Below are 20,479 nucleotides of genomic sequence, written 5' to 3' on the forward strand. Positions count from 1 at the left end.
ATCGGTAAAGACGTCGGAAACGGGCGTTTGCCGTCGACCTGGACGTCGCACACCATCTGACGTGACCGTACTCAGATCCGTCGGAGCGCTCGGATTGGCGGGGGCACTCGGCGGGGTGCTGGCGGCCGCACTGGCCGCACCCCTGGTGAGCGGGGGCGGCCTCGCCGCCATGGGTGTCGCGAACACCTTCGTCGACCTGCCGCCCGCACCGCGCGAGGAGCCGCTCGCGCAGGTGACCAGGTTGCTGGACAAGGACGGCCGGCAGTTCGCCCAGTTCTACGAGGCCAACAGGACGGCCGTCCCGCTCGGCGCGGTCGCGCCCGTGATGCGCAGGGCCATCGTGGCCATCGAGGACGCCCGCTTCTACGAGCACGGCGGCCTCGACGTCAGGGGCACGATCCGGGCGCTGCTCACCAACACCCAGGCGGGCGGGATCCGGCAGGGCGGCTCGTCGCTGACCCAGCAGCTGGTCAAGAACATCCTGGTGGAGAGCGCGCGCAGCGACACCGAGCGCGACCGGGCCCGCGCCCCGAACCTGGCCCGCAAGATCAGCGAGCTGCGGCTCGCGCTGGCGCTGGAGAAGAAGTACCGCAAGGACGAGATCCTGGAGCGCTACCTGAACATCGCCTACTTCGGCGCCGGGGCCCACGGCGTCGAGGCGGCGGCCAGGCGCTTCTTCTCCACCTCGGCCTCCCGGCTGACGCTGACCCAGGCGGCCACGCTGGCGGGGGCGGTGCGGATGCCGTACTCGACCGATCCCTCGCTCGGCCAGGCGCACCGGGAGCGGCTGAAGGGCCGGCGCGACCTCGTGCTCGACCGCATGGCCGGGCTCAAGCAGATCACCCAGCAGGAGGCGGCGCAGGCCAAGGCGGCGCCGCTGAACATCAGGCTCCGGCCGGAGCCCGGCGGGTGCGAGCAGAGCGACTACCCGTTCTACTGCCTGTACGTGAAGCAGGAGCTCCTGTCGAACCCCGTCTTCGGCAACACCCCCGCCGAGCGGCGGGCCAGGATGGCCAGGGGCGGCCTGGTGATCAGGACGAGCCTCGACCCCATCGCGCAGCGCGCCGCCGACCGGGCCATCCGCCGGCACGTCTCGCCGGAGGACACCGAGGTGGCCGCCGAGGCGATGGTGGAGCCGCGTACCGGCCGGATCAAGGCGATGGCGGCCAGCAAGCGGTTCGGCCGCAACCCCGGCAACCGCAAGAACGGCCCCAAGACCACCTTCAACCTGCCCGCCGACGTCGCCCACGGGGGCGGGCAGGGCTTCCAGGCCGGTTCGACGTTCAAGGTGTTCACCCTGGCCACCGCGCTGAAGCAGGGCTGGCGGTTCAACGACGGCTTCCAGACGCCGGGGGCGATGAGCCCCGCGCAGGGCTACCGCAACTGCGCGGGCCGGTCCGTCAACGACCCCGGCACCCGGGTGCTCAACGCCAGCGGCGAGGGCGAGGGCGGGCCGCACAGCATCGAGACCGGCACCTGGAAGTCGGTGAACATCTTCTACATGATGCTGGAGCGCAAGGTCGGGCTCTGCAACGTGGTGCGCACGGCCAGGGCGCTCGGCGTCACCAGGGCGGACGGGGCGCCGCTGCGGGAGGTGCCGACGTTCACGCTGGGTGTCAACGAGATGGATCCGGTGACGGTGGCCGCCTCGTTCGCGGCGTTCGCGGCCAGGGGACTGTACTGCCGGCCGCTGGCCATCGTGGAGATCACGGGCAGGGACGGGCGGCGTACGCACGTGCCGCCCGCGTGCGAGCAGGTCATCGAGAAGCCGGTCGCGGACGCGGTCAACCACGTGCTCAAGGGCGTCTTCGACAAGGGCACCATGCACGGGCAGGGCATCGGCCGGCCCGCGGCGGGCAAGACGGGCACCAACAACGGCTACACCTCGGCCTGGTTCGCCGGCTACACGCCCGCCCTGGCGGCGGCGGTCAGCGTGGGGGACATCCGGGGGTCGTACCGGTTCCCGCTGCAGGGGGTGCAGATCGGGGACCGGTACTACGGGTCGGTGCAGGGGGCGTCGCTGCCGGGGCCGATCTGGGTGGAGTCGATGGGGCCGGCGTTGCGGCGTACGGAGCCGAAGGGGTTCCCGGGGCCGGACATGTCGCGCTTCGGCGGCGGTCACACGCCGGGGCTGGAGAAGGCCCTGGCCGAGGAGAAGCGCAAGAAGCGCGGCGTCCACCCGTTCTTCCGGCGGCACCGCCGGCTCTTCGAGTGGCTGCTCGGGCAGAGCCCGACGGCGCCGTCGATCGAGTGGCAGCAGGAGGGCCGTGCCGACCGGCTGCTGCGGGCGCCTCGGGACGACCGTCCCGAGGAGGAGCGTCCCGAGCCTGGGCCGGCCGACGGGCCGGGGCATCCCGGCATGCTCGGCCAGTGGCGGCCGGACATGCCCGGCCAGGGACGGCCCGGGGTGCCCGGGCCGGGTCACCCCGGCATGTCCGGCCACGGGCGGCCCGGTGGGCTGGAGCCTCCGGGGATGCCCGGGCGCGAGCGTCCGGGCCGGCCGGGACGCGACTACCCCGGCATGCTCGGGCGGCCTGACTGACCCCGTCGGCCGGCCGGGTGTCAGCTGGCCTTGCCGATGGGGGCGGTGACCGCCCGGGTGAGCGTGATGAGGTTGTCGGGGGCGGTCTCGATCTGCAGGCCGCGCTTCCCGGCCGAGAAGTAGATCGTCTCGAAGTCGAGGGCCGAGGAGTCGACCACGGTCGGGAGCTGCTTGCGCTGGCCCAGCGGGCTGATGCCGCCGACGACGTAGCCCGTGACCCGCTCCACCTTCGCGGCGTCGGCCATCGCGGCCCGCTTGCTGTTGAGCGCACTGGCCAGGGCCTTGAGGTCGAGCTTGCCCGCGACCGGCACGACCGCCACCGCCAGCCCGCTCTCGACCTCCGCGACCAGCGTCTTGAAGATCCGTTCGTACGGCACGCCGAGCGCGTCCGCGGCCTCCTCGCCGTAGGCCTGGGCGGAGGCGTCGTGCTCGTACGGGTGGAGCGTGAACTCGGCCTTCGCGTTGGTCAGCGCCATGGTGGCCGGAGTGCCGCCCTTGCCTTTCGATTTGCTCACGGGGCTCAATTGTAGCGAATCTACAATGTAAAGGCCCGGCCGGGGGTGTACCCGAACGCCCTCCCGAACACGTCGATGAACGCGCTCGCCGACGCCCACCCGCACCGGTGCGCGACGGCGGTCACCGGCACGTCGTCGGCGAGCAGGAGGAGGGCGTGGTGGAGGCGGAGCTGGGTGCGCCACTGGGGGAAGCTCATGCCCAGCTCGGCCCGGAACAGGCGGGCCAGCGTGCGGTCGCTGGTCCCGCTCCGGGCGGCGAGCCGCGCCAGGGTGCTGTTGTCGGCGGGGTCGCGGTGCAGGGCGGCGCAGACGGCGGCCAGGCGCGGGTCCCTGGCGGTGGGCAGGTGGAGCGGCTGCTCTGGGGCGCGTTTCAGCTGGTCGAGCAGCACGCCCAGCAGCCGGCCCCGCTCGCCCCCGTCGGAATGTCTCCCGCCGCCGCTCGCAGGGGTGCCGGTGTAGGCGACGATCAGCTCGCGGAGGAGCGGTCCGACCGCGAGCACCGCCGGCCGGTCCAGCCCGAGCGGGTTGTCGGTGAGCCCCACCAGCCGCACGTCGGTGTCCCCGTGGGCCCGGTGCTCGTGCACGGTCCCCGCCGGCACCCAGATCGCCCGGTTGGCGGGGGCCACCCAGGTGCCGGCGTCCGTGGTGACCGACAGGACGCCGCGGCAGGCGTACACGATCTGGTGGGTGTCGTGCCGGTGCGCGTCGATGCCGGCGCCGGGGGCGAGGGAGCGCCGCCCGGTCGGGGCTTCGGGCAGGTGGCGGATTCCCGTCATAAGTTGGCATTTTATCGGAAGCGGGCCAGCCGGTCGCCGGGACATGATCGGAGCGTGAACAGGATCCCCATGCTCGCGGCCGGTCACGCCACCGTGGACTTCTACCAGGGCGCGGTCCCCGCTCTCGTGCCGTTCCTGGTGGCCGGGCGCGGTTACGGGTACGTCGCCGTCTCCGGCATCGTGCTGGCCGCCACGCTGCTGTCGTCGGTCGTGCAGCCGCTGTTCGGCGTGCTGACCGACAGGTGGCGCATGCCGTGGCTGATCCCGGTGAGCATGGTCGTCGCCGGGGTGGGGGTGGCGGCCGGTGGCGTGGCGGACTCGTACGTGCTGACCTGGCTGGCCGTGGCCCTGTCCGGGCTGGGCGTGGCCGCGTACCACCCGGAGTCGGCCCGGCTGGCGAGGGTCGCCAGCGAGGGCAGCCACGTGCGGATGAGCTGGTTCTCCCTGGGCGGGACGCTGGGTTTCGCCACGGCTCCCGTGCTGGTGACGCCGCTGCTGGCGGGATGGGGTCTGGGTGCCTCGCCGTTCCTGGTGCTGCCGGCGGTGCTGGGCGCGGTGGTGACGCTGCCGGCGATCAGGGCCCTGGCCGGGGGCGGGCAGGCGGCGCGGGCCGCCGGGCCGGTCTCCGGGCGGGACGACTGGCCGTCGTTCGTCCGGCTGACGCTGGTGATCGTCTTCCGTTCCGTGGTGTACGTCGGCCTGAGCGCCTTCGTGGCCCTGTACATGGGCGGCGGGGCGGCCGGGGCCGTGGCGCTGTTCGTGCTGTTCGCGGGCGGGGCGGTGGGCACCGTGCTGGGCGGCAGGCTGGCGGCGCGCCGGGGGCGGATGCCGACGATGCGCCTGGCGTACGCGCTGGCCGTCCCGGCGGTCGCCGGCGTGGTGCTGGTGCCCGGCCCCGCCGCGTACGTGTTCGTCGCCGCCTCGTCGATCGCCCTGTACGCGCCCTTCTCCCTGCACGTCACGCTCGGCCAGGACTTCCTGCCGACCAGGGTGGGCACGGCCGGCGGCGTGACCCTGGGGCTGGCGGTGAGCGTGGGCGGCCTGGCCAGCCCACTGGTGGGCGCGGTGGCGGAGGCCGCCTCGCTCCGGACGGCGCTGGCCTGCCTGATCGTGTTCCCGGTGCTGGCCTGGCTGCTGGCGCGCACGATCAAGGACCCGGCGCCGGTGCCCGCCTGAGCGTCACCGGACGGGGAGGCGCAGGGTGCTGGTGTTGTCGCGCTGGGTCGGGTCGAGGCGGGTGGAGACGACGCGGGCGGCGATGGGCAGCGGGTGGCCGGCGTCCCTGGTCACGTTCACCCGGGCGGTGATGCGGACCGGCCGGTCCGGGTGGATGGTGCCGATGGTGCAGGCGGCCTCCCGGGTGGTGCTCCGGCACGTGGCGCCGCTGACCGAGGCCAGGTTCACGCCGGACGGCAGGGTGAGCGTGACGGGCACCTGGGCGGCGGCCATCAGGCCGCGCATGGTGACGGTGGCCGTGACGGTGGCGGGGTCGCCGCGCCTGACCGGGCGCCGCGGGCCCGTCAGCTTGACCGACAGCGCGTCGTACACGCCGCGCGGGTCGGCCTTCTTGACGATCGCGCCGTAGCCTTCGAGGTTGAGCGCGTTGGCGACGGAGTTGCCGTCGGACTCGCCGTCCTCCTTGCCCGCCGACAGCACGCCGACCAGGTCTCCGGTGCCCTTGACGACCCACGGCCCGCCGCTGTGGCCCTTGTACAGGTGGCAGTTGTACGTCTCCAGCCGCCCCGCCGTCGCCTCCGCGTCGGCGTCGCGGGCGGCGAGCATGGTCTCGTCGCCGGTGACCCCCTGTGCCTGCCGGGTCCTGCCCAGGCACCAGAGCTGGTCCCTTCCGTCGTACGGCTTCCTGCCGAGCAGGCCCGGGTAGCCCGTGGTGGCGATGGTGTGCTTGCCTCCCTGGTTGAGGACCGGGGTGAAGGCGCCGACGGCCTCCTGGAGGGTGCGGTTGCGCCGGCCGACCTCGATGAGGGCGATGTCGTAGATCGAGTTCCAGTCGCCGCCGTTCATCCCGGTGTACCCGTCGGGCTTCCAGGCGCGCCGGCCGCCCCACCGCCCGTACGGCTCGCGCTGCCGCTCGCCGGCCGCCCGGCCGTCGTAGGCGGGGACGAACGCGAAGCTGCTGTGCCAGCGGCCGGTCGTGGAGCCCTCGGGGACGCCGTAGACGCAGTGGGCGGCGGTGACGATGAGCAGCCTGGCCGCCGAGCGTACGACGGAGGCGGTGCAGGAGTCGCCGTGCCCGGCCGCGTTGACGAAGAAGAGGCGGCCGCTGATCCGGCTGTGCGCCGCCCTCGTGTACGGGCGGGGCATGCGGGCGTAGCCGTTGGTGTCCCCGCCGGGGGTGATCCGCTTGGCCGAGGGCACGCTGCTGCGCCGCTCGGCCGACAGGACGACGTCGGCCGCGGCCGTGCCGGGCAGGCTCGGGGGCAGGTCGGCGGCCTTGGCCTTGGCCTGCTTGCCCGCGGTCCAGTAGCGCACGGCCCGCCCGGGGCGCATCAGCGGCGACGCCTCGGCCCCCCACGTCGAACGGCCCCGCACGGCGGCGGCGACGGGCGCGGGCCGGCCGGACTTGACCGGGTTTGCGGGCTGGGGCTGGTGCGCCCTGATCGCCGGTTGGGTCGGTTGGGCCGGTTGGGCCGGTTGCGCGGGCTGCTGCGCCTTGATCGGCTGCGCGGGCTGCTCGGCCGGGACGGACGGGGCCGGTGCGGCCTGGGCGGGTGGCACCGGAGCGGCCTGGGCGGCCGGGGCCGCCGGCGGCTGGTCTGCCGCCGCGGGCAGCGCCAGCGTGACGCCCGCCAGCGTGGTGAGGGTGGTGGCCAGAGTTTTCCGCACAGTATCCCCCGAGCAGCTCGACAAACCTCCCAGTCACTGTAAGTCACCATAAGTCTACGAACTGTAGCCAGGGATGGCGTGTCGCGGTCAGCCCGCCGCGGCGTCGCCCTCGTGTTCCTGCGGCCGGATCTCCGCCGTGCCGGCCTCGGCCGGATCGCGGTCGGGCCGCAGCCCCCGCCAGGAGGGATGCCGCAGCCGCCCGTCGCCGGTGACCTCGGCGTACTGCACCTCGCCGACCACCCGGGGCTCCACCCAGTGCGCGTCGCGGGAGTGCTCGCGCGGCACCTCCTCGTCGAAGGCCGGCTCGCGCCGCTCCAGCGGTGCCAGCCGCTCGCCCAGATCGCGCAGCATGGCCTCGGTGAACCCGGTGCCGACGTGGCCGACGTACCGCAGCCGGCCGTGCGGGTCGTACGCGCCGAGCAGCAGCGAGCCGATCATCCCCGAGCGGCGCCCGCCCCCCGGTTTCCACCCGCCGATCACGACCTCGACGGTCCTGACGTTCTTGACCTTCGTCCACTCGCCGCTGCGTCGGCCCGGCCGGTACGGCGAGCTCATGCGCTTGCACACGACCCCTTCGAGCCCGAGCTGTCGCGAGGAGTCGAACGCCCGCGAGGCGTGGTCGGCGAACCAGACGGGCACCTCCCACCGGTAGCCGGGCGTGAGCGTGCCCTCCAGCAGCTCCCGGCGCTCGGTGTAGGGGCGCGAGATCACGCTGTCGCCGTCGAGGTGCAGGAGGTCGAAGGCCATGAACGTCACCGGCACCGCCCTGACCAGCTCCGCCACGGCCGCCGGGTTGCGCTGGTGCATCCGGGGCTGCAGCGCCTCGAAGCTGGGCCGCCCGGCCTCGTCGAAGGCCACGACCTCCCCGTCGAGCACGGCCGCGTGCCCGCCGGTGGCGCCGGCCATGAGCTGCAGCTCGGGGTAGGCGGGGGTGATCTCCTTGCCGTTGCGCGACATCAGGCGGACGGCGCCGTCCTCGACGTAGGCGAGGGCGCGCACGCCGTCCCATTTCATCTCCACGGCCCAGTCCGCACCCTGGACGGAGGTCAGGGTGCCCAGCTGGGCCAGCATCGGCGAATAGGCCGGCAGCCGCACCATGGTGCATGCCGTACCCCGTCCGCCTGATCGACAGTGGCGGCAGGGGGTCTACAGATGGTCAAGGGGCTTGTCTTCCACCAGCAGGGCCAGGTCCACGCCGTGTTCGCCGAGCTCGCCGACGGTGGCGCAGTAGCCGCGCAGGTAGGTGCGGCCGTTGACCCGGTGGGAGACGCGCAGCAGCGGGCGATCGTCCAGGATGATCGCCTCGACCAGGATGCCGTCGGGCCCGCGCCACTGTCCCATGCGGTAAGGGTAAAAGGAACGGACATAATGGACAAGTAATACGAAAACACTCGCCCAGGCGGGGCTTGGCGTCCGGCGACACGTGTCCACGGCAAAAACCACTCAACGTTAGGTTTGCGTTACCCCGAGTTTTTCTTGACCCGGGGGCGTTAGCGGCAGCCGGTCCCGGGCAGAGGAGAGAACCAAGCTTTCCCCTGCCGTGGCCGTACCCCCGTGATGGCCACGGCACCGCCCCGGCAGGCCCGGTCCGGGGTGATGACGGCCGCGGGGTGCGCGTCGGCGAGCGCCACCCCGCGGCCGTCACTCGTTCCGGATAATGGACAGAACCTGATTCGAGGCCCGGACTCCGTAGACTGTCAGGGTGATTTCCCGTATTGACATGCGCGGTTCCCTGCCCGAGGACCTGCGCGACGTGCTGCCCCGCGCCGAGCTCGACGTCGAGGCCGCCCTGGACAAGGTGCGGCTCATCTGCGACGACGTGCGCCATCGCGGGGCGGCAGCCGTACGGGAGCTGACCGCCAGGTTCGACGGTGTCGACATCGCCTCCGCCCGCGTCCCCGCCGAGGCCCTGGACCGGGCGCTGCGCGAGCTCGACCCCAGGGTCCGGGCCGCGCTGGAGGAGTCGATCAGGCGGGCCAGGCTGGTCCACCGCGACCAGCGCCGCGCCGACGTCACCACGCAGGTGGTGCCCGGCGGCACCGTGACCGAGCGGTGGGTGCCGGTCGATCGCGTGGGCCTCTACGTCCCGGGCGGCCGCGCGGTCTACCCGTCCAGCGTGGTGATGAACGTCGTGCCGGCCCAGGAGGCCGGCGTCGGCTCGCTGGCCGTGGCCAGCCCGGCGCAGAAGGACTTCGGCGGGCTGCCGCACCCCACGATCCTGGCCGCGTGCGCGCTGCTCGGCGTGGCGGAGGTCTACTCCGTGGGCGGTGCGCAGGCGGTGGCCATGTTCGCCTACGGCACCGAGGAGTGCGCGCCGGTCACCATGGTGACCGGGCCCGGCAACATCTGGGTGGCGGCGGCCAAGCGGCTGCTCAAGGGCCGCATCGGCATCGACTCCGAGGCGGGCCCGACCGAGATCGCCATCCTGGCCGACGAGACGGCCGACCCGGTCCACGTCGCCGCCGACCTGATCAGCCAGGCCGAGCACGACACGATCGCCGCCGGGGTGCTGGTCACCACCAGTGCCGAGCTGGCCGACGCGGTCGAGAAGGAGCTGCCCGGCCAGATCTCGGCCACCCGGCACTCCGAGCGCATCACCGAGGCGCTGAGCGGCCGGCAGTCGGGCATCGTGCTGGTGAGCTCGATCGACGACGGCCTCAAGGTCGTCGACGCGTACGCCGCCGAGCACCTGGAGATCCACACCGCCGACGCGGCGGCCGTCGCGGCGCGCGTGCGCAACGCCGGGGCGATCTTCGTGGGCACCTACGCGCCGGTCTCGCTCGGCGACTACCTCGCCGGCTCCAACCACGTGCTGCCCACGGGCGGGTGCGCCTGCCACTCCAGCGGCCTGTCGGTGCAGTCGTTCCTGCGCGGCATCCACGTCGTCGACTACACCCGTGAGGCGCTCGCGGGCGCGGCGGCCCACGTGTCGGTCCTGGCCGACGCCGAAGACCTGCCCGCCCACGGTGCCGCGATCCGCGCCCGATTCGACTGGCGAGTGCCCACGGAGACCGAGTGAACCTGGACGACCTGCCCATCCGCGACGACCTGAGGGGCAAGACGCCGTACGGCGCTCCCCAGATCGACGTCCCGGTCCGGCTCAACACCAACGAAAACCCCTACCCGCCCTCTCCCGAGCTGGTCGCCGACCTGGCCGGGGAGATCGGGGCGCGGGCCGGCGAGCTCAACCGCTACCCCGACCGCGACGCCCTCGACCTGCGCGCCGACCTGGCCGCCTACCTCGGCCACGGCCTGTCGGCCGCCCAGGTGTGGGCCGCCAACGGCTCCAACGAGGTGCTCCAGCAGATCCTGCAGGCGTTCGGCGGCCACGGCCGCACCGCCATGGGGTTCGAGCCGTCCTACTCCATGCACCCGATCATCACCACCGGCACCAGCACGGAGTGGGTCAGGGCGGCCCGCGAGGAGGACTTCTCGCTCGACCCCGGCAAGGTCACCGCCGCGATCGAGGAGCACCGCCCCGACATCGTCTTCATCACCTCCCCGAACAACCCGACCGGCACCGCGCAGCCGCTGGCGACCATCGAGGCGGTCCTGGCCGCGGCGCCCGGCATGGTCGTGGTGGACGAGGCCTACGCCGAGTTCGCTCGCGAGGGCACGCCGTCGGCGCTGACCCTGCTGCCCGCGCACCCGAGGCTGATCGTCTCCAGGACGATGTCCAAGGCGTTCGCCATGGCGGGCACCCGGCTGGGCTACCTGGCCGCGCACCCGGCCGTGGTGGAGGCGCTGCTGCTGGTGCGGCTGCCGTACCACCTGTCCACGATCACCCAGACGGCCGCGCGGGTGGCGCTGCGGCACCGCGCCGAGCTGCTCGGCTCGGTCGACGCGCTGCGGCGCGAGCGCGACGAAACGGTGGCGTGGCTGCGGGCCAAGGGCCTGGCGGTGGCCGACTCCGACGCCAACTTCGTGCTGTTCGGGCGGTTCCCCGACCGGCGCAAGGTGTGGGAGGGGATGTTGGAGCGCGGGGTGCTCATCCGCGAGGTGGGCCCGCCAGAATGGCTGCGTGTGTCGATCGGCACCGGCGAGGAGATGGCGGCCTTCCGCGCCGCCCTGGAAGGAGTCCTGTGAGCCGCGTAGGTCGCGTCGAGCGTGTCACGAAGGAGACCTCGGTCCTGGTGGAGGTCGGCCTCGACGGCACCGGCCGGGTGGAGGTGTCCACCGGGGTCGGCTTCTACGACCACATGCTGGCCCAGCTCGGCAAGCACGGGCTGTTCGACCTGACGGTCAAGACCGAGGGCGACCTGCACATCGACTCGCACCACACGATCGAGGACACCGCGCTCGCGCTGGGCGCCGCGTTCCGCGAGGCGCTGGGCGACAAGTCGGGCATCAGGAGGTTCGGCAGCGCGTCGTGCCCGCTGGACGAGTCGCTCGCCCAGGTCACCGTCGATCTGTCCGGCCGCCCCTACCTCGTGCACCACGAGCCCGAGGGCATGGCGCCGATGATCGGCCCCGAATACGACACGACGATGACCCGCCACATCCTGGAGTCGTTCGTCGCGCAGGCGGCGATCTGCCTGCACGTGCACGTCCCGTACGGCCGCAACGCCCACCACATCGTGGAGGCCCAGTTCAAGGCGCTGGCCAGGGCCCTGCGCGAGGCGTCGGAGCCCGACCCGCGCGCCACCGGCGTGCCGAGCACCAAGGGCGTCCTATGACCGACAACCTCCTCGCCGGCGTGATGGTGTTCATCGGACTGTTCCTGATCGGCGGCGTGTTCTCCCTGGCCAGGCAGGGAATCAAGATCGGTGCGGCCATCTGCGCGCTCGGTGCGGCGATGGCGATCACGGCGGGGGTGTTGTGGTGGTGAGCAAGAAGAACGTCGTGGTGCTCGACTACGGCTCGGGAAACCTGCGTTCGGCCGAGCGCGCGCTGGCCAGGGCCGGCGCCGAGGTGACCGTGACGCCCGACTTCGACGCGGCGATGGAGTGCGACGGGCTGGTCGTGCCGGGCGTGGGCGCGTTCGAGGCGTGCATGAAGGGCCTCAAGGCCGTGCAGGGCGACCGGATCGTCGCCCGCCGCCTGTCCGGCGGCCGCCCTGTGCTGGGCATCTGCGTCGGCATGCAGATCCTCTTCGCCAAGGGCGTCGAGCACGGCGTGGAGACCGAGGGCTGCGGCGAGTGGCCGGGCACGGTCGAGCGGCTCGACGCGCCGGTGCTGCCCCACATGGGGTGGAACACGGTCAAGGCACCCGCGGGCAGCGTGCTGTTCGACGGGCTCGACGCGGCCACCCGCTTCTACTTCGTGCACTCCTACGGGGTGCGCGAGTGGGAGCTGCGCACCGGTGACGGGTTCGCCGAGCCGATCGTGACCTGGGCCGAGCACGGCGTGCCGTTCGTGGCCGCCGTGGAGAACGGCCCGCTCAAGGCCACCCAGTTCCACCCGGAGAAGTCCGGCGACGCCGGCGCCGCGTTGCTGAAGAACTGGCTTCAGACCCTATGAGCAAGGAGCGCGCGCGCCGGAGGGCGGAGCGGGAGGCCGAGCGGGCGCGCGCGATCCGGGCCAACGAGGAGCGGCAGGCCCGCCGGGCCCGCCGCCGCGCCGTCGTGGCCCGCGTGGTCCCGCGCCCGGTGCGGTTCTACCGCCAGGGCGGCCTGCTCGCCCGCCGCCATCGCGCCCAGAACGCCGTGGTGGCGCTCGGCTTCCTGCTCGTCCAGGTGATCGTCTGGCTGATCTGGGGGTCGTTCCCGCTCAGCTTCGCCGTCCTGGTCTTCTCCCTGCTGCTCGCACCCGTTGTCGTGACCCTCGCTTTCGACCGGAGGATCTGAATGTCGCTCGTATTGCTGCCCGCCGTGGATGTCGCCGACGGTCAGGCCGTACGCCTGGTGCAGGGCGAGGCCGGGACCGAGACCGGCTACGGCGAGCCCCTGGCCGCCGCGCTGGCCTGGCAGGAGGCGGGTGCCGAGTGGATCCATCTCGTCGATCTGGACGCCGCGTTCGGGCGGGGCGGCAACCGCGACCTGATCGCCGACGTGATCGGCCGGCTGGACGTCAACGTGGAGCTGTCGGGCGGCATCCGCGACGACGACTCCCTGGCCGCGGCCCTGGCCACCGGCTGCCGCCGGGTCAACATCGGCACCGCCGCGCTGGAGCGGCCCGAGTGGTGCCGGAAGATCATCGCCGAGCACGGTGACCGGATCGCGGTCGGGCTCGACGTGCGCGGCACCACGCTGGCCGCCCGCGGCTGGACCCAGGACTCCGGGGACCTGTGGGAGGTCCTCGACCGCCTCGAGTCCGACGGCTGCCCCCGCTACGTGGTCACCGACGTGACCAAGGACGGCATGCTGCAGGGCCCGAACCTCGACCTCTACCGGCAGATCTGCGCCCGCACCGACAAGCCGGTGGTGGCCAGCGGCGGCGTTTCCAGCCTCGATGACCTGCTGTCTCTCTCTTCCCTCGTCCCGGACGGACTGGAAGGCGCCATCGTGGGCAGGGCCCTGTACGCTCACGCGTTCACACTGGAAAACGCGCTGGCCGCGGTACGCGTGTAGCTCTTGCCGGGAGGGGGCGAGATGAGCGTCAGCAGCATCGGTATGGAAAGCACCGGCTACAGGGTGTTTTCGGGCGGCATCTGGGAGGAGAAATACGGCTACGCCCGCGCCGTGGTGGCGGGCGAGCGCGTGATCGTGTCCGGCTGCACGGCCACGGTCGACGGAGAGGTGCGCCATGTCGGCGACGCCTACCAGCAGAGCCTGACCGCGATCGGCATCGCCCTCGAGGCCGTCCTGATGGGCGGCCTGACGAGGGAGGACGTCATCATGGTCCGCTATTACGTGGTGGAGCAGCGCCACTTCGACCCCGTCGGGCGGGCCATCCACGAGGTCTTCTGCAAAGTACGCCCCGCCTGCACCGGGGTCCGGGTGGCCGGGCTGGTCGACCCGAGAATGCTGGTCGAGATCGAAATCGAGGCACTGCGAGCATGACCGTAGCGGTAAGAGTGATCCCCTGTCTCGACGTGGACGCCGGGCGTGTGGTCAAGGGCGTCAACTTCGAGAACCTGCGCGACGCGGGCGACCCGGTGGAGCTGGCCAGGCGCTATGACGAGGAGGGCGCCGACGAGCTGACCTTCCTGGACATCACCGCGTCCTCCGGCGAGCGGGAGACCATGCTCGACGTGGTGCGCAGGACCGCCGAGCAGGTGTTCATCCCGCTCACCGTCGGCGGTGGCGTGCGCGCGGTCGAGGACGTGGACCGGCTGCTGCGCGCCGGAGCCGACAAGGTGTCGCTCAACACGGCCGCCATCGCCCGGCCGGAGCTGCTCACCGAGGCGTCCAGGCGGTTCGGCGCGCAGTGCGTCGTGCTGTCCGTGGACGCCCGGCGGGCACCGGGCACCCCGAGCGGCTTCGAGGTGACCACCCACGGCGGGCGGCGCGGCACCGGGATCGACGCGGTGGAGTGGGCGGCCCGGGGCGAGGAGCTCGGCGTGGGCGAGATCCTGCTCAACTCGATGGACGGCGACGGGACGCTCGACGGCTACGACCTGGAGATGCTGCGCGCGGTCAGGGCGGCCGTGCGCGTGCCGGTGATCGCCAGCGGCGGTGCCGGCCGCCTGGAGGACTTCCCTCCGGCGGTGGCGGCGGGCGCCGACGCCGTCCTGGCGGCCAGCGTGTTCCACTTCGGCACGCTGAAGATCTCCGAGGTCAAGGACACGCTCCGGATGGCGGGCCACCCGGTGCGCTAGCCCGTCAGAACACCCGCAGGTGCTGGAAGAGCTCGTAGGGGACGTCCTTGGCGGCGAACGCGGCCGCCTCGGACCGCTTGACGGCGAGGTACGCGCTGCGCCGCAGCGGCCCCAGCGCCTCCATAAGCACCTCGTCCGCCTCCAGCGCGTCCAGCGCCTCGTCCAGCGAGGCGGGCAGGCGGGGGTAGCGGCCCGGCCGCGTGTCCGGGTCGACGTCCACGGCCTCGCCGGGGTCGAGCTTGCGCCGGATCCCGTCGAGGCCCGCGTGGATGACGGCGCCGAGCGACAGGTAGGGGTTGGCCGAGGAGTCGGAGGGTTTCAGCTCCAGGTTCGGCTCGCCGCTTTCGCCCAGCGGGGAGCACAGGCGGATCGCGGCCTCGCGGTTGTCGGGGCCGTACACCGCGTACGCGCTTGCCCACGTGCGGGGTGCCAGGCGGCGGAAGCTGTTGACGCTGCCGCAGGTCAATGCCGTGAGGGCGGGCAGGTGGGCGATCAGGCCGCCGAGGAAGCCGTCGCGCACCTCGTTCTCCTCGGCGAAGACGTTCTGCGTGTCGTTCCACAGCGACAGGTGCAGGTGGGCGCCGTTGCCGGCCTGGTCGGCCAGCGGTTTGGGGGCCAGCGAGGCCCACATCTGCATGCGCATGGCCACGCCGCGCACGGTCTCGCGGTAGATGACGTGGTTGTCGGCGGCGCGCAGGGCGGGCGCGTGGCGCACGGACAGCTCCTGCTGGCCGGGGCCGAGCTCGGGGTGGTAGTGCTCGACGCGCAGGCCCTGCGTCTCCAGGGCGCGGATCAGCTTGATCGTGTAGTCGTGGGCCGTGTCGAAGCCCGTGCCGGCATAGCAGAGCGAGTCGTCGAGCGGCACCAGCCGGTCGGGCCCTCCGGACGGGTCGGGCAGCCGCCGGCCGAGCGTGAACTCCGGCTCGAACGCGGCCACCACCGAGTAACCCTCGGTCCTCAGCTCCGCGATCGCGTTCTTGAGGAACGTCCGCGAGCACGCCTCCCACGGGGTGCCGTCGGGACGGCACAGGTCCGACAGCATCGCGGCCGCGCCGGGCGCGTGGGGCAACGGCACGTACGTGGCGGGGTCGGGGACGATGCGTACCTCGCCCACCGGACCCATGTGCTCGACGTCCTGGAGCTGGTCGAGCATGTTCATCGCCATCATGGCCACCGTGTGCCCGATGCCCGTGCTGAGCCGTTCGGCCAACCGGGACCGGGACGCCGCCTTCCCACGAATGACGCCACCGTGGTCGGCGTACAGAAAACGGATCAGCTCGATGCCCTCGAGCTCAGCTCGCTCGAGGATGCGCCGCGCGTCGGAACCGAGCTGATTGATCTTGGTGCCGCTGGGGCGATCTCTCATCCTGCCTGCGTAACACGATCTGGCAGCGCGGGGAAGCACCTGACGCAGACAGAACCATCCGTCAGGTCAGAACACTTGAGAAGAACACGGCCAACTGATTGGCTCCCTGAAGGATTCCGTCGAACACACCGTTGACCGCGGCGGCGGCTTGGGCCGGCCGGGTGAACAGGTAGAAGACCACGAACGCGACAGCCACGTAGGTGATCACCTTCTTGACCTGCATGGGGGGCCTCCTGCAGTCCATTCCCAGCCGTATATACCCGGATCTGGGCGATCACTAGGCATCTTGGGAAAGATGTACATGATCCTAACCGGGGGGCTTCTTTCCCATGCCATGGTACGGGCATGAGATTGCTCGCGAGCGCCTGCCGCGCCGGGATTTCCGGCGCGCACGCGGATGGCGGCGGGGATGGCGGGGGCGGGTCCCGCTAGACGCCGAGCGTGGCCGCGCGCAACGCGCTGACGGCCTCCGGCTCGCCGGTGAGCTCCACCCTGGCGTGCCGCTGCCGGCCGAAGCAGAACATCAGCAGCTCGGCGGCCCTGCCGGTGACCTCCACCCGCGAGCCGCCCCGGGGCCCGCCGAGCGTCACGCCCCCGCCCAGGCGGTGCAGCACCACGCCCACGGGCGACCTGCGCAGCATGAGCCGGGCGCCGGCCGAGACCCGCTTCCAGATGAGCCGCTCGAAGTCGTCGGTCAGCTCGCGCGGCTCCCACGACGGCTGGGCGCGGCGGACGTCCTCGTGGTGCACGAAGTATTCCAGCGTGTTGACGGCCTCGTCGAGCGCGGGCAGCAGGCCGTAGACGCCGCCGGGCTTGCGGACGAGGCCGACCAGCTCGGGGTAGGGGTGGCGGGCCTTGAGGCCGTTCTGCACCGAGGCGGTGTAGCCGGCCAGGGGCTTGAGCGCGATGCCGCCCATCGCGTCGGGTCTGCGCTCGCGCAGGACCAGGTGGGCGGCCAGGTCATAGGTGGTCCAGCCCGTGCACAGGGTCGGCGCGTCCGGGCCGAGCCGGTCGAGCAGGTCGCAGAGCGCGGCGCGTTCGCCACGAGCATGAGTCACGTGTTCAACCCTACCGGTGGGAATAACGGGATGATCAGGCGTGATAGTGACATACGTAGAAACGTCAGAGTTGAGAGGATACCTACCGAGTGGCGACCAAGGTCACCTCGGCCGTGATGCGCCAAGGGCTTCGTGTCCTTGGGGTGGCCATTCGTACGGAGAAGGCAGTGTTCGCGCTGGCCGTTCTCGCCAGCGCCGTCTACGGCGGCATGACCGTCGCCTCAGCCTGGGCCCTGGGCTGGGCGACGCAGAACGTGGTGCTGACCTCGTTCGGCGCGGGACAGGTCACGGCGGGCACGATGTGGACGGGCGTGCTGCTGATCCTCGGCACGGCCCTGCTCAAGGCGTTCGGCGTGGCGGGGCGGCGCATCCTGGCCGGCGTCATGCAGTACCGCATGCAGGCCAGGTCGCGCCGGGACGTGACCAAGCAGTATCTCCGGCTGCCGCTGTCGTGGCACCACCGCCATCCGACGGGGCAGCTCTTGTCGAACGCCAGCGCCGACGCCGAGGCCGCCTGGGCGCCGCTCGCGCCGCTGCCGATGGCCGTGGGCGTGATCGTCATGCTGTTCACCGCGGCGATCGCGATGCTGTTCACGGACCTCGTGCTCGCGCTGGTGGGCTTCCTCATCTTCCCGGCCATCGCCGTGCTCAACCTCGTCTACCAGCGCAGGCTCAGCCCGCTCGCCACCCGCGCGCAGCAACTGCGCGCCGAGGTCAGCGAGATCGCGCACGAGAGCTTCGACGGCGCGCTGGTCGTCAAGACGCTCGGCCGTGAGGACCTGGAGACCGACCGGTTCCGGCGCCGCGCCCACGAGCTGCGCGACGCCAACATCGCCGTCGGCCGGGTGCGCGGGCTGTTCGACCCGATGCTGGAGGCGCTGCCCACGCTCGGCGTGCTCGCGGTGCTGGCCGTGGGCGCCGTGCGCCTGACGGCGACCGCGATCGACGCCGGTGACCTGGTGCAGGTCGCCTACCTGTTCACTCTGCTGGCCTTCCCCATCAGGGCGCTGGGCTGGGTGCTGGCCGAGCTGCCGCGCAGCGTCGTCGGGTGGCAGCGGGTCGAGGCCGTGCTGGAGGCGTCCGGCTCCATGGAGTACGGCAGCGCCGCCCTCACCTCGACCAGCCCCGCGAAGCTGGAGGTCTCCGGCGTCTCCTACGCCTACGGCGAGGCCGAGGTCCTGCACGACGTCACCTTCGAGGTGGCCGCCGGCCGCACCGTGGCCCTCGTCGGGCCCACCGGCTCCGGCAAGTCCACGCTCGTCCAGCTCCTCGTCCGCCTGGTCGACCCCGACTCCGGCCGGGTCCTGCTCGACGGCGTGGACCTGCGGGAGCTGCCCTACGGCGGGGTGGCCGAGTCGGTGGCGCTGGTGCCGCAGCAGACGTTCCTGTTCGACGACACCGTGGGCGGCAACGTCGCGCTCGGCGCCGACGCCGCCGAGGAGGACGTGTGGGCGGCCCTGCGGCTGGCCCAGGCCGACGGATTCGTCGGCCGCCTTCCCTCCGGCATCGACACCCGCGTCGGCGAGCGCGGCGCCTCCCTGTCCGGCGGCCAGCGCCAGCGCATCGCCCTGGCCCGCGCGGTCGTGCGCCGCCCGCGCCTGCTCATCCTCGACGACGCCACCTCCAGCGTGGACCCCCAGGTCGAGGCCAAGATCCTGTACGGCCTGCGCGACGCCGCCGAGGCGTCCACCGTCGTGGTCGTCGCCTACCGGATGGCCACGATCGCCCTGGCCGACGAGGTGGTCTACCTGGACCGGGGCCGCGTCGTGGACCGGGGGCCGCACGAGGAGCTGATCCGGCGCTGCGCCGGTTACCGGAACCTGGTGACCGCCTACGAGCGCGAGGAGGCCGAGCGGGCCGCCATCGACGTCCCCATCGAGGAAGAAGAGGTCAGCGCATGACGGCGCAGAGCATCCGGCGCGACTCGGACCGTTCCGCGATGGCCACGATCCGCCAGGGGCTCTCGCTCACTCCCGAGTTCCGCAAGGGCCTGGCAGGCACCCTGGCGCTGGCCGTCGTCGCCACCATCGGCAAGATCATCGTGCCGATCGCGGTCCAGCAGACGATCGACAGGGGCCTCAAGACCGGCACCCCCGACCTCCCGTACATCACCACCGCCGTCCTGATCTGCGCCGCCGCGGTCGTCCTCACGGCCGTGGCCGCGTACGCCATGAACGTCCGCCTGTACAAGGCCACCGAGTCCTCCCTGGCCACCCTGCGCGTACGCGGCTTCCGGCACGTGCACGACCTGTCGGTGCTCACCCAGAACACCGAGCGCCGCGGCGCCCTGGTCTCCCGCGTCACCAACGACATCGACCAGATCAGCAACTTCATGCAGTGGGGCGGGCTGATGATCATCGTGGCGTTCGGCCAGCTCTTCGTGGCCACCGTCCTGATGTTCGTCTACTCCTGGCAGCTCACCCTGCTGGTCTGGGTCAGCTTCATCCCGCTGATGATCGCCCTGCCGCGCTTCCAGCGGCTGCTGTCGCGCGCCTACACCGTCGTACGCGAGCGCACCGGCGACATGCTGGCCGCGGTCAGCGAGTCCGTCGTCGGCGCCACCGTCATCAGGGCCTACGCCTCCGAGCGCCGCACCGCCGAGCGCATCGACACGGCCGTGGACGCCAACAGGAAGGCCCAGATCAGGGCGCAGACCATCGTCGGCTTCGTCTTCCCGCTGACCGAGATCGTGGCCGCCGTCGCCATCGCCGGCATCGTGCTGCTCGGCGTGCGGCTGGGTCTGTCGGGCGACATCACGCAGGGGCAGCTGGTGGCGTTCCTGTTCCTGGTGACGCTGTTCGTCTCGCCGCTGCAGACCGCCACCGAGGTGCTGAACGAGGCCCAGAACGCGGTCGCCGGCTGGCGCCGCATCCTCGGCGTCATCGACACCCCGCCCGACGTGGCCGACCCCGGCGACAAGGGCGTGGAGCTGCCCCGCGGCCCCATCGAGGTCGCCTTCGAGGACGTGCACTTCTCCTACCCCGGCGGCGTGCCGGTGCTGCGCGAGGTCTCGGTCGAGATCCCGCCCCGCTCCCGCGTCGCCGTGGTGGGGGAGACCGGGTCGGGCAAGACCACGTTCGCCAAGCTCCTGACGCGGCTCATGGACCCCGGCTCGGGGCGCGTCACGGTGGACGGGCACGACCTGCGCGACGTGCGCTTCTCCTCCCTGCGCGAGCGGATCGTGATGGTCCCGCAGGACGGCTTCCTGTTCGACGGGACGCTGGAGGAGAACATCCGCTACGGCAAGCCCTCGGCCACCACCGAGGAGATCGGGCTGGCCCTGACCGAGCTGGGCCTGACCGACTGGCTGGAGGGCCTGCCGGCCGGCCTGGACACGCCGGTCGGGCAGCGCGGCGAGTCGCTGTCGGCGGGCGAGCGCCAGCTCGTCGCCCTGGCCCGCGCCTACCTCGCCGACCCCGACCTGCTCCTGCTGGACGAGGCCACCTCGGCGGTCGACCCGGCCACGGAGGTACGCCTGGCACGCGCCCTGGAAGGCGTCACCCGGGGCCGCACGGCCGTCTCGATCGCGCACCGCCTGTCCACGGCGGAGAACGCCGACGAGGTCCTGGTCTTCGACGCCGGCCGCCTGGTGCAGCGGGGCTCGCACGCCGAGCTGGTCAAGAGCCCGGGCGTGTACGCCGACCTGCACGCCTCGTGGATCTCGGCGCGCTCCTGAGGC

Annotated in this window: 21 protein-coding genes; 13 read left to right on the forward strand and 8 right to left on the reverse strand. The window is 72.4% G+C overall.

Going from position 1 to position 20,479, the window contains the following annotated elements; all coding sequences use genetic code 11:
* Positions 1 to 61: 61 nt before the first annotated feature.
* Entirely contained in the window at positions 62 to 2,542 is a 2,481-nt protein-coding gene (locus tag ACBJ59_RS06755; RefSeq protein WP_375109286.1) for a transglycosylase domain-containing protein, read from the forward strand.
* 20 nt (positions 2,543 to 2,562) lie between these two features.
* Here ACBJ59_RS06755 and ybaK read toward each other — a convergent pair whose 3' ends face one another.
* Positions 2,563 to 3,018, reverse strand: coding sequence for a Cys-tRNA(Pro) deacylase (gene ybaK, locus ACBJ59_RS06760; protein WP_375109524.1), 456 nt, complete (start codon positions 3,016 to 3,018; stop codon positions 2,563 to 2,565).
* A gap of 59 nt (positions 3,019 to 3,077) precedes the next feature.
* Positions 3,078 to 3,833, reverse strand: coding sequence for a helix-turn-helix domain-containing protein (locus ACBJ59_RS06765; RefSeq protein WP_375109287.1), 756 nt, complete (start codon positions 3,831 to 3,833; stop codon positions 3,078 to 3,080).
* Positions 3,834 to 3,887: 54 nt separating this feature from the next.
* Here ACBJ59_RS06765 and ACBJ59_RS06770 point away from each other — a divergent pair, with 54 nt between their 5' ends.
* On the forward strand, positions 3,888 to 5,009 hold the full coding sequence (locus ACBJ59_RS06770; protein WP_375109288.1) for an MFS transporter: 1,122 nt from the start codon (positions 3,888 to 3,890) through the stop codon (positions 5,007 to 5,009).
* 3 nt (positions 5,010 to 5,012) lie between these two features.
* On the opposite strand, the gene ACBJ59_RS06775 is transcribed toward ACBJ59_RS06770, so the two are convergent.
* The 3 genes from ACBJ59_RS06775 to ACBJ59_RS06785 all read right to left on the reverse strand — a co-directional run bounded on the left by ACBJ59_RS06775 (position 5,013) and on the right by ACBJ59_RS06785 (position 8,018).
* Entirely contained in the window at positions 5,013 to 6,677 is a 1,665-nt protein-coding gene (locus ACBJ59_RS06775; protein ID WP_375109289.1) for a trypsin-like peptidase domain-containing protein, read from the reverse strand.
* Between the two features lie 87 nt (positions 6,678 to 6,764).
* Positions 6,765 to 7,775, reverse strand: a complete 1,011-nt coding sequence (ligD, locus tag ACBJ59_RS06780; RefSeq protein ID WP_375109290.1) for a non-homologous end-joining DNA ligase — start codon at positions 7,773 to 7,775, stop codon at positions 6,765 to 6,767.
* Positions 7,776 to 7,823: 48 nt separating this feature from the next.
* Positions 7,824 to 8,018: a hypothetical protein gene (locus tag ACBJ59_RS06785; protein ID WP_364118480.1), complete on the reverse strand. Its 195-nt coding sequence runs from the start codon at positions 8,016 to 8,018 to the stop codon at positions 7,824 to 7,826.
* Between the two features lie 361 nt (positions 8,019 to 8,379).
* On the opposite strand from ACBJ59_RS06785, the gene hisD reads away from it, so the two are divergent.
* Genes hisD through hisF form a run of 9 tightly spaced genes read left to right on the forward strand, consistent with a single transcriptional unit; the run spans position 8,380 to position 14,376 of the window.
* Positions 8,380 to 9,696, forward strand: a complete 1,317-nt coding sequence (gene hisD / locus ACBJ59_RS06790) for a histidinol dehydrogenase (RefSeq protein ID WP_375109291.1) — start codon at positions 8,380 to 8,382, stop codon at positions 9,694 to 9,696.
* Positions 9,693 to 10,763, forward strand: coding sequence for a histidinol-phosphate transaminase (locus ACBJ59_RS06795; protein ID WP_375109292.1), 1,071 nt, complete (start codon positions 9,693 to 9,695; stop codon positions 10,761 to 10,763). The genes hisD and ACBJ59_RS06795 overlap by 4 nt, the downstream gene beginning before the upstream one ends.
* Positions 10,760 to 11,353 (forward strand): imidazoleglycerol-phosphate dehydratase HisB, encoded by a 594-nt coding sequence (gene hisB / locus ACBJ59_RS06800; RefSeq protein WP_364118486.1) that lies wholly within the window; start codon positions 10,760 to 10,762, stop codon positions 11,351 to 11,353. The genes ACBJ59_RS06795 and hisB overlap by 4 nt, the downstream gene beginning before the upstream one ends.
* Positions 11,350 to 11,505: a hypothetical protein gene (locus ACBJ59_RS06805; protein WP_364118488.1), complete on the forward strand. Its 156-nt coding sequence runs from the start codon at positions 11,350 to 11,352 to the stop codon at positions 11,503 to 11,505. The genes hisB and ACBJ59_RS06805 overlap by 4 nt, the downstream gene beginning before the upstream one ends.
* Positions 11,499 to 12,137: an imidazole glycerol phosphate synthase subunit HisH gene (gene hisH / locus ACBJ59_RS06810; RefSeq protein WP_364118490.1), complete on the forward strand. Its 639-nt coding sequence runs from the start codon at positions 11,499 to 11,501 to the stop codon at positions 12,135 to 12,137. Before ACBJ59_RS06805 ends, hisH begins: the two co-directional genes overlap by 7 nt.
* Positions 12,134 to 12,463: a hypothetical protein gene (locus ACBJ59_RS06815; protein ID WP_364118492.1), complete on the forward strand. Its 330-nt coding sequence runs from the start codon at positions 12,134 to 12,136 to the stop codon at positions 12,461 to 12,463. Before hisH ends, ACBJ59_RS06815 begins: the two co-directional genes overlap by 4 nt.
* Positions 12,464 to 13,186 (forward strand): bifunctional 1-(5-phosphoribosyl)-5-((5-phosphoribosylamino)methylideneamino)imidazole-4-carboxamide isomerase/phosphoribosylanthranilate isomerase PriA, encoded by a 723-nt coding sequence (gene priA / locus ACBJ59_RS06820; RefSeq protein WP_375109293.1) that lies wholly within the window; start codon positions 12,464 to 12,466, stop codon positions 13,184 to 13,186.
* 21 nt (positions 13,187 to 13,207) lie between these two features.
* Positions 13,208 to 13,618, forward strand: a complete 411-nt coding sequence (locus ACBJ59_RS06825) for a Rid family hydrolase (RefSeq protein WP_375109294.1) — start codon at positions 13,208 to 13,210, stop codon at positions 13,616 to 13,618.
* Positions 13,615 to 14,376: an imidazole glycerol phosphate synthase subunit HisF gene (hisF, locus tag ACBJ59_RS06830; protein ID WP_375109295.1), complete on the forward strand. Its 762-nt coding sequence runs from the start codon at positions 13,615 to 13,617 to the stop codon at positions 14,374 to 14,376. The genes ACBJ59_RS06825 and hisF overlap by 4 nt, the downstream gene beginning before the upstream one ends.
* 4 nt (positions 14,377 to 14,380) lie before the next feature.
* On the opposite strand, the gene ACBJ59_RS06835 is transcribed toward hisF, so the two are convergent.
* The 3 genes from ACBJ59_RS06835 to ACBJ59_RS06845 all read right to left on the reverse strand — a co-directional run bounded on the left by ACBJ59_RS06835 (position 14,381) and on the right by ACBJ59_RS06845 (position 16,800).
* Positions 14,381 to 15,742, reverse strand: coding sequence for a glutamine synthetase family protein (locus ACBJ59_RS06835; RefSeq protein WP_375109296.1), 1,362 nt, complete (start codon positions 15,740 to 15,742; stop codon positions 14,381 to 14,383).
* A 61-nt stretch (positions 15,743 to 15,803) separates the two neighbouring features.
* Positions 15,804 to 15,965: a hypothetical protein gene (locus ACBJ59_RS06840; protein ID WP_168019289.1), complete on the reverse strand. Its 162-nt coding sequence runs from the start codon at positions 15,963 to 15,965 to the stop codon at positions 15,804 to 15,806.
* 205 nt (positions 15,966 to 16,170) lie between these two features.
* Complete coding sequence (locus tag ACBJ59_RS06845) at positions 16,171 to 16,800, reverse strand: TIGR03085 family metal-binding protein (protein WP_375109297.1); 630 nt, start codon at positions 16,798 to 16,800, stop codon at positions 16,171 to 16,173.
* A 116-nt stretch (positions 16,801 to 16,916) separates the two neighbouring features.
* On the opposite strand from ACBJ59_RS06845, the gene ACBJ59_RS06850 reads away from it, so the two are divergent.
* Both ACBJ59_RS06850 and ACBJ59_RS06855 read left to right on the forward strand, forming a co-directional pair.
* Entirely contained in the window at positions 16,917 to 18,701 is a 1,785-nt protein-coding gene (locus ACBJ59_RS06850) for an ABC transporter ATP-binding protein (protein ID WP_375109525.1), read from the forward strand.
* The gene (locus tag ACBJ59_RS06855) at positions 18,698 to 20,476 is read left to right on the forward strand and encodes an ABC transporter ATP-binding protein (protein WP_375109298.1); all 1,779 of its coding nucleotides are present in this window, start codon (positions 18,698 to 18,700) and stop codon (positions 20,474 to 20,476) included. Before ACBJ59_RS06850 ends, ACBJ59_RS06855 begins: the two co-directional genes overlap by 4 nt.
* The last annotated feature ends 3 nt before the right edge of the window (positions 20,477 to 20,479 follow it).

The organism is Nonomuraea sp. MTCD27 (genome assembly GCF_041950495.1).
Lineage (GTDB): Bacteria > Actinomycetota > Actinomycetes > Streptosporangiales > Streptosporangiaceae > Nonomuraea.

Excerpts from the sequence above, each read along its gene's own strand:
- ybaK (WP_375109524.1), bottom strand. The coding sequence starts at position 3,018 with ATGGCGCTGACCAACGCGAAGGCCGAGTTCACGCTCCACCCGTACGAG.
- ACBJ59_RS06765 (WP_375109287.1), bottom strand. The coding sequence starts at position 3,833 with ATGACGGGAATCCGCCACCTGCCCGAAGCCCCGACCGGGCGGCGCTCC.
- ligD (WP_375109290.1), bottom strand. The coding sequence starts at position 7,775 with ATGGTGCGGCTGCCGGCCTATTCGCCGATGCTGGCCCAGCTGGGCACC.
- ACBJ59_RS06785 (WP_364118480.1), bottom strand. The coding sequence starts at position 8,018 with ATGGGACAGTGGCGCGGGCCCGACGGCATCCTGGTCGAGGCGATCATC.
- ACBJ59_RS06805 (WP_364118488.1), top strand. The coding sequence starts at position 11,350 with ATGACCGACAACCTCCTCGCCGGCGTGATGGTGTTCATCGGACTGTTC.
- ACBJ59_RS06815 (WP_364118492.1), top strand. The coding sequence starts at position 12,134 with ATGAGCAAGGAGCGCGCGCGCCGGAGGGCGGAGCGGGAGGCCGAGCGG.
- priA (WP_375109293.1), top strand. The coding sequence starts at position 12,464 with ATGTCGCTCGTATTGCTGCCCGCCGTGGATGTCGCCGACGGTCAGGCC.
- ACBJ59_RS06825 (WP_375109294.1), top strand. The coding sequence starts at position 13,208 with ATGAGCGTCAGCAGCATCGGTATGGAAAGCACCGGCTACAGGGTGTTT.
- hisF (WP_375109295.1), top strand. The coding sequence starts at position 13,615 with ATGACCGTAGCGGTAAGAGTGATCCCCTGTCTCGACGTGGACGCCGGG.
- ACBJ59_RS06835 (WP_375109296.1), bottom strand. The coding sequence starts at position 15,742 with ATGAGAGATCGCCCCAGCGGCACCAAGATCAATCAGCTCGGTTCCGAC.
- ACBJ59_RS06840 (WP_168019289.1), bottom strand. The coding sequence starts at position 15,965 with ATGCAGGTCAAGAAGGTGATCACCTACGTGGCTGTCGCGTTCGTGGTC.
- ACBJ59_RS06850 (WP_375109525.1), top strand. The coding sequence starts at position 16,917 with ATGCGCCAAGGGCTTCGTGTCCTTGGGGTGGCCATTCGTACGGAGAAG.
- ACBJ59_RS06855 (WP_375109298.1), top strand. The coding sequence starts at position 18,698 with ATGACGGCGCAGAGCATCCGGCGCGACTCGGACCGTTCCGCGATGGCC.